General features: G+C 60.3%; 5 protein-coding genes and 1 pseudogene. 3 read left to right on the top strand and 3 right to left on the bottom strand.

The window, feature by feature from the left end; translation table 11 throughout:
- Nucleotides 1–345: pseudogene (locus tag YY7_RS0116440) on the top strand (methyl-accepting chemotaxis protein); the annotation flags it as partial.
- A 127-nt stretch (nt 346–472) separates the two neighbouring features.
- Here YY7_RS0116440 and YY7_RS60385 read toward each other — a convergent pair.
- Entirely contained in the window at nt 473–697 is a 225-nt protein-coding gene (locus YY7_RS60385) for a hypothetical protein (RefSeq protein WP_155255210.1), read from the bottom strand.
- Between the two features lie 27 nt (nt 698–724).
- Between YY7_RS60385 and YY7_RS0116430 the strand changes: the two genes are divergently transcribed.
- The gene (locus YY7_RS0116430; RefSeq protein WP_028164197.1) at nt 725–2419 is read left to right on the top strand and encodes a methyl-accepting chemotaxis protein; all 1695 of its coding nucleotides are present in this window, start codon (nt 725–727) and stop codon (nt 2417–2419) included.
- Between the two features lie 40 nt (nt 2420–2459).
- Here the strand turns inward: YY7_RS0116430 and YY7_RS0116425 are convergent, their stop codons facing one another.
- Nucleotides 2460–2855 (bottom strand): nuclear transport factor 2 family protein, encoded by a 396-nt coding sequence (locus YY7_RS0116425; protein WP_028164196.1) that lies wholly within the window; start codon nt 2853–2855, stop codon nt 2460–2462.
- Between the two features lie 701 nt (nt 2856–3556).
- Between YY7_RS0116425 and YY7_RS51830 the strand changes: the two genes are divergently transcribed.
- Entirely contained in the window at nt 3557–5329 is a 1773-nt protein-coding gene (locus tag YY7_RS51830; protein WP_035690255.1) for a CYTH and CHAD domain-containing protein, read from the top strand.
- A 79-nt stretch (nt 5330–5408) separates the two neighbouring features.
- On the opposite strand, the gene YY7_RS0116410 is transcribed toward YY7_RS51830, so the two are convergent.
- Nucleotides 5409–7790: a glycoside hydrolase family 65 protein gene (locus YY7_RS0116410; protein ID WP_028164195.1), complete on the bottom strand. Its 2382-nt coding sequence runs from the start codon at nt 7788–7790 to the stop codon at nt 5409–5411.
- Nucleotides 7791–7803 lie beyond the last annotated feature (13 nt).

Raw genomic sequence — 7803 nt, 5'->3', positions numbered from 1 at the left:
GAGATCGGCACGCGCATCGCGCAGATCCAGGGCGCGACCAAGGAAGCCGTCGAGGCGATCGACGGCATCACCGCCACGATCGAGGAAGTCAGCACCATCGCCACCTCGATCGGCTCCGCGATCGAGCAACAGGGCGCGGCAACCGCCGAAATCGCACGCAGCGTGTCGCAGACGGCGGAAGCGACCAAGGAGGTCACGACCAATATCGGCGGCGTCAGCGCCGCCGCCAACGAGACCGGCAACGCCGCGGGCCTCGTTCTGACCGCAGCCAGCAACCTGTCCAAGCAGGCCGAACAGCTCTCCGGCGAAGTCTCGACCTTCCTCGCCGGCGTTCGCGCCGCGTGAGCCGCCGTCCTGCAGTCTGATGCTGCGAGAAACTGTAAGCGTTCTCGAGCGAGGCTGCCTGATTGCTGCTTCGCCATCATGATCGGTTCGCGCCGGCCGCTGATTACAGCGACCGCGCTGAAGATATTCAATCCGCGTTCACGCCGATCAATGTGCTGCTCGGAATGATTCCGTTTCCGGTCGTGCCCGCGCTGCTGCGCTGATCAACGCGACGAGAAAAGAGTAGCGGAACGATCGGCAATCCGTCGTCGTGCGCAGCGTAAATTCGCTCCGGATGTTGCATGCCGCAGTGCGCGCCGTTTGGAATCGCATTGCTCGATTCACGATTGGTAAGACAGTTGCTGCTACGCACTAGGAACCAATTCCTGCCGAGGCTGCAATGAACCTGCTCAGCAAACTGACGATCCGCACCAAACTCACAAGCATGCTGGCTCTTGCCGCACTGACCGTGTTCGCGATCGTCGCGGGATCGGCCTGGCTCAGCCGAAGCCGCATGCTGGACGATCGCGTCGTACAGATGCGGACGGCGGTCGACCTGCTCTACGGCGTGGCGCAGTCGCTGCAGGACGAGGTCGCCGCGGGGAAGATGACCGTCGCCGAGGCCAAGGAGCAGTTTCGCCGGCGCGGCCGGAAGATGACCTTCAACAACGGCCAAGGCTATCCCATCGCCTATAATGCCGATGCTTCGGTGATGGTGAACAGCGCCAATCCCAAGCTCGAAGGCAAGGCCAACGGCCTGAAGGACGCTAATGGCATCGTGATCGTCGACGCCATTATCGCGGCCGCCCGGCAGAGCCCAGACGGCGGCACCACGTCCTACCTTTATCCACGCCCCGGGCAGACCGTGGCGCTGCGGAAAATGGTCTTTGCCCGCAGCTTCGAGCCATGGAACGTCTTCTTGAGCTACGGGCTCTATGTCGATGATATCGACGCCGATGTGAATGCGCTGCTGCTGGAGCTCGGCGCGGTCGGCGGCGGTCTGATGCTGCTGATGGGGCTGTTGTCATGGCTGATTGCCCGCGACGTGGTCGGAGCCCTCGATCGCCAGAAGAACCGGATGCAGCGGATCGCCGAAGGCTCGCTCGACGAAGCGGTCGAGGAGACGAGCCGCGGCGACGAGATCGGGCGCATGGCGGAAACGCTCGAGGTGCTGCGGCAGACCGCGATNACNGCACGGGCGCTGGAAGCGGAACAGGATGCAACCAANGAGCGGAGCGAGNAGGAAAAGCGCGNCGCCTTGATCGCNCTCGCCGATCGCTTCGATGCATCGGTCGGCCAGCTNGTCGGACTGATGGCGTCGGGATCCAGCGAANTGGANGCCACCGCAAAGTCGATGTCCGCAACCGCCGAGGGCACCAATCACCGGGCCTCNGTGGTCGGCTCGGCGGCAACGGAGGCAAGCTCCCGCGTGCAGACCGTGGCCTCGGCNGCCGAGGAATTGTCCTCGTCGATCTCCGAGATCAGCCGCCAGGTCGCCCAGTCGGCCAATGTCACCGGCCGCGCCGTCGCAAGCGCGCGCCGCACCGATACCATCGTGCGGGCGCTCGCCGATGGCGCCCAGCAGATCGAGCATGTCGCCGAGCTGATCTCCAGCATTGCCGAGCAGACCAACCTGCTGGCGCTCAACGCCACCATCGAAGCCGCGCGTGCCGGCGAGGCCGGCCGCGGNTTTGCCGTGGTCGCCTCCGAGGTCAAGAGCCTCGCAAGCCAGACCGCNGAAGCCACCAAGGAGATCGGCACGCGCATCGCGCAGATCCAGGGCGCGACCAAGGAAGCCGTCGAGGCGATCGACGGCATCACCGCCACGATCGAGGAAGTCAGCACGATTGCGACATCGATCGGCTCCGCGATCGAGCAACAGGGCGCGGCAACCGCCGAAATCGCACGCAGCGTGTCGCAGACGGCGGAAGCGACCAAGGAGGTCACCACCAATATCGGCGGCGTCAGCGCTGCCGCCAACGAGACCGGCAACGCCGCGGGCCTCGTTCTGACCGCAGCCAGCAACCTGTCCAAGCAGGCTGAGCAGCTCTCCGGCGAAGTCTCGACCTTCCTCGCCGGCGTACGCGCCGCGTGAGCCAGTCTCGTTGCGAGGAGCTAGAGCGAAGTCCAGACATCTAGAATGATGTGACTTCGCCTACTCGCTCGACAAGATGCGCACGCGAGGGTGCAGGGTCAAATCGATCGGCGAAATATTGTGTTTCGTGGGCCACCAGCCCTTCGCGGAATTCCATGATACTCACCGTGTAGGACGGTATGCCGTCATAGGTAAGTACGAATTCTGTGATCCAGAGATCGCCGCTGCCGACAATTCGACGGACCGTAAAACGCTTCTTGTTTGGCTGGAGGAATCGGCTGTCTTGAATGTTCTGCCGTCCGCGGATCCGCTCGCCCGATTGCGGATAATCAAGCACAGCGTCCTCATGATAGATTTCATGCTCGACCTGGAAATCGCCCGCGTCTGAAGCATACCAATGGCGCTCCAACGCCGTCCGCACGGTTCGATCATTCATCTCGATCTCCCACCTGCGCAAAGCACGTCTAATTGCTCCAGTGTAACTGGCCTAAACCTAATTCCACAATACGCTAGCGGTGCGTGCGATCAGACAGGTGAAAGCTCGAGCACGGTTTGGCTCAGGGCCCAACTCGGATGTCAGCGCCCCGCAAGACTTGGTCTCATTTCTCCAGGTAGCGACGTCACTCAGCCTTTGACTGGCTTCCTGCGCAGCACAGAGATTGGAACATGTTGCGTGGTGCTGATCACGATCTGGGGTTCACCATCCGATGCGTGGCTTCTCAGCGTCTCCAATACCAGAAAGAACTTCTCGGCAAGCATAGCGTAAACCTCGCTGACCTTTGCATTTTCCGGATTTCAACGAGTCGAATTGCCAAATAACTCAATCACTCGCATCGAATGGCGGCAAATGGATTTCGCGCGGCAATTCGGCTTTTGGCGGTTTTCCTCCTTTTGCAATGTAGGCTGCGTTCCGCGAGCGATGAAAGCTCAATCCAGCAGTATCGGCCGCTGCTGTCCGACTTGTGCGACGATGCGTCGGTTCCATCGGGAGGACCGGACTGATTTCGAGCGCGAAAAACCCGCTTGATTTGGCTCACCCAAACGGATGAGGTCTCCGAGTAGATTGATGTCGTTCTTCCTTTTGGATGGCGGTGCGATGTGTTATCGAATCGTCATCCAACCGTCACACAATCGTACATGTCAGAAACTGATACGCCAGAGGCCGCCCGGGAAAGTGCACGCGCCGCCCACGGGCTTGATGGCACCATTGCCACACAGGACAACAAAAGGCCGAACGACTCTGTTGCCGCCGGGCAACACGCCGCCGTGGAGGCCCGTTCGCAGGAACCGCCGAACGATCCACTTCATCAGGCGCAATATCAGAGGAATGACGTAACGTCAGAAATCCCTGCGCAAAACGGTGCCACGCCCGGCGGCAGCGAGATCGAGCTCAAGCTTCTTGTTGATGCTGATCGCATGGCGGATTTCAACGCCGCTCCGATCATCGCGACGAACGCGCGCAACAAGGGCACACGAAAACACCTCAAGTCCGTCTATTACGATACGCCCGAGCAGACGCTGAGACGAAATGGATTAAGCCTGCGGGTTCGTCAGAACGGCGCACGGTTCGTGCAGACCGTGAAAGCCGAACTCGGAGACGATCCGCTCCGGCGCGGCGAGTGGGAGGCAAATATCCCTTCCATTGCTCCCGATGTCGAACTGGCGATCCCCTTCATCCCGCCCAAACTTCGCTCGGAGCTTAGACGTCATCAGCTCGAGGCAATCTTCACCGCGGATATCCACCGGCACACGCGCATCGTTGAGCTGCCATCCGGAACGATCGAGGTCGCTTTCGACCAGGGAGTGCTGAAGTCAGGCGATCAATCGATGCCTGTGAGCGAAATCGAATTGGAGCTCAAGGCTGGAAGCGCCAGCGCGATTTACGACCTCGCACTTCGGCTCGCGGACTATGGGTCCGTGCGACCGTCAATCCGCAGCAAGTCGGCGCGCGGCTTTGAGCTCGCGGCCAACGCGTCCCCCGCCCTGCGGAAGCCACGAAAGCTTCGCCTCGATCCGTCAATATCGCTCGATGAGGCCTTCGCAAAGATTCTGCGCTCCTGCCTCCACCATCTTCTTGGGTCTCTCGCGGCCGCCGAGGACGGTCGCGATCCTGAGGGAGTCCATCAGCTTCGCGTGTCGCTGCGCCGCCTTCGCGCGGCTCTGGACTTGATGCGATCCGTTGGGCCGTTGAGCAACCTCGACTCGTTCCGGTCGGAAGCAAGGTGGCTGGCACGAAACCTTTCCCCTGCACGCGATTGGGATATGTTTCAACGGGGCACGCTGCCGACCATCGCGCAGGCCTGTCCCTCGGTCGCGGGCTTTGATGCCCTGGAACAGCTCGCAGAGAAACGCCGATCTGCCGCCTACCAGAAGGTACGTCTCGCGCTGGCTGACCGCCGCTGCTCAAGTTTCCTGATCGGCCTCGGCGGCTGGATTGAGGCCAGGGGGTGGCGTAGCGACGTCTCACCCGAAGACCTTGGACGACTGGTCGAGCCCGCCATCAACTTTGCCGGACGCATCCTGTCCGAGCAGCATGCGAAAGTGCTCAAGCGCGGCCGCCGCTTCAAATCGCTTCCGGCGGAAAAACTGCACCGGTTGAGGCTCGCTGCGAAGCGACTGCGCTACGTCGCCGACTTCCTGTTACCGCTCTATGGAGAGCGAAAGTCCGTCAGGCGATTCTCTCGCGGGCTGGCCGACCTGCAGGAGGAACTTGGTTCCTTTAACGACATGGCGATCACAGACGGTCTTTTCGCTGAGCTCGGTGACGAGTTCTCCCAAAGCGGCACCGCTGCAGCCGCCATAACCGGCTGGCAGGCACACGCATCGATCGGCGTTGAGGCGCGCCTGCGAAACGCGTGGCAGGATTTCAGGAAAACAAAAGCACCGTGGTTGAGGGCAGCAGAGGCGTGATTGCTTCTCACCTCCGCCCGGGCGTTTAGGCCGCGTCCGTTTCCGGTTGCTGTGGCCTATCTCCGTCATCCAGGCTCGCTCACCTTCTCGAAACCGGCCGAACGGCCACCGGATGCTCCCGTGTCAGCTCCACCTCTTGCTTCTCGTGGCGGATCACGAGGCGTTCACCTTCACGCAACGCGTACTCCACCGTCTCCAGGCCAATTTCGACCTCCAGCAACTGGCCACGGTAGGTTATGGGGAATCGAAGGATTGCGTTTTCCTCGGGCGCACGGCGTGGCCAGAACGATAACGTTCCATCATCGTCCCGCATCCCGCCAAAACCGTAGGTAAGCATCATCCACGTGCCGCCCATAGAGGCGATATGGCAACCATCCTTCACGTTGCCTCCCACATCGGCCAGGTCCATCAGCAGGGCCGCCATGCCGTACCGGATTGCTTTGTCCATGTCGCCGACTTGGGCGGCAATGATTGCCTCGACGCAGGAGGACAGTGACGAGTCGCCTGTCGTCAATGGATCGTAGAAATCGAAGTTGCGCTTCTTGACTTCTGACGAGAAGGCGTCGCCCAACAGGAACATCGCCAACACCACATCTGCCTGCTTGATCACCTGCTTTCGGTAGATGTTCAGCGGGTGATAAAACAGCAGCAGCGGATAGTGCTCGCGCGGTGTGTTGCGGAAATCCCACGGCTCCCTGTCGAGAAAGTTGTCATCCTGAAGAATAACCTTCTGCGTTTCGTCCGACGGCACATACATGTTCTCCGCCGCTCGCATCCATGCGCTCACCTCGGAGAGATCGAGCGCGGTTTTTCGCGCAAGCTCGTCGTATGCGTCTGGTTCTGCTGCACGTAGAACTTCGACAACCTCGGCGGCGTAACGAAGGTTTTCGCGAGCCATCAAGTTCGTATAGGCGTTGTTGTTTACGACCGCGTTGTATTCATCAGGCCCAGTGACACCGTTGATGCAAAACTGTCCCCCCTTTGCGTCCGAATAGAAGCCAAGGTCCAGCCACAGTCGGGCTGTTTCAACGAGCATTTCGGCTCCATACTTTCGCAAGAACGCGTCGTCACCCGTCGCCTGCACGTACTTGCGTACTGCGTACATAATGTCGGCGTTGATGTGATATTGCGCGGTGCCCGCGGCGTAGTATGCGGATGCTTCCTCTCCGCTGATCGTGCGCCAGGGGTACATCGCCCCTCGATGGCCCAATTCTCTCGCGCGTGCCCGCGCCTGAGGGAGCATTTTGTAACGAAACGCCAGAAGGTTCCTTGCGATCCGCGGGGACGTATAGATCAGAAACGGCAACACGTAGATTTCCGCATCCCAGAAGTAGTGTCCTTCATAAGCCTGTCCGGTAAGTCCTTTCGCCGGCACGCCCGCTCCCTCCGCGCGAGCGGAGGCTTGCAGAATATGAAACAGATTGAAGCGGATCGCTTGCTGGATCTCTACGGTGCTGCGCTTTGCTCGGTGTTCACTGATGTCCTTGATATGAACATCGCTTCGGCGCCAAAAATCGTCCATGTACTGCCCTTGAGAGGCCAGCAGCGGCTGGAATCCCTGGGTCACGACCCGATCCAATGTCCATTCAGCGCGGCCGCAGAGCTCTTCGGCCGATGCCGTCTGGGAGGTGTGATAGACCATGTACTTGGTGAGCTGGATCGGACAGCCGGGCTTGGCATCGACCGTGTAAGCAACCTGGCCGAAGTCAGGGGTGCAGGCGGCCTTATGCGAGTGCGAGCAGGAACTCTCCATCGTGTGGTCCGTCGCACATGCCAACATACAGCGGCTCTTTTCCGTCGCATGGCACAACACGATGCGCTGATCTTTGGAGTAGTTGGTTTGTGGATGAAGTACTCGCCCGGAAAACGCCCTTGCCAGGCGCGGATCATCGCGATTGCCGCCGTCGCTTGGTTTATTGGTAGCCATCTCCGAGGAAATTGCGACAAATGCCTGAGCATCGACGAGTGTCACACGATACGAGATAGCGACCACATGCCTGTTCGCGAAGGAGACCAGACGCCGGGACGTGATCGACACCTGCTTGCCGGAGGGTGTCTCCCAGAGCACGGTCCGATCGAGTGTGCCGGCCTTCATGTTGAGACGCCGGTCGTAAGCCAGGAGCTGTGCATCGGGTAACCAGAACGGTTCGTCGTCCACGAAGAGCTTGATGATCTTGCTGTCCGTCACATTGCAGATCGTCTGGCCAGTTTTGGCGAAGCCAAAAGCGTCTTCTCCGTAGACGATAGGCCAGGTTTCATAAAACCCGTTGATGAATGTGCCGTTCTCGACGTTCGGGCCGCCTTCCTCCGGGCCGCCGCGCAGGCCAACATATCCATTGCCGAGAGCCAGCATCGTTTCGAGCTGGGCCAGAAAATCCGGTCGAAAGGACCTTTCGATAACGTTCCACTCATCGGCCGGATAATCGCGCGATGGGGGCCGGAGCCGTTCATGGTGTAGCATCGGGCTGTTTCTC

The organism is Bradyrhizobium elkanii WSM2783, assembly GCF_000472865.1.
GTDB lineage: Bacteria > Pseudomonadota > Alphaproteobacteria > Rhizobiales > Xanthobacteraceae > Bradyrhizobium > Bradyrhizobium elkanii_A.
Note: the sequence above shows the minus strand (reverse complement) of the source record. Positions and strands in the feature narration are given on the sequence as shown.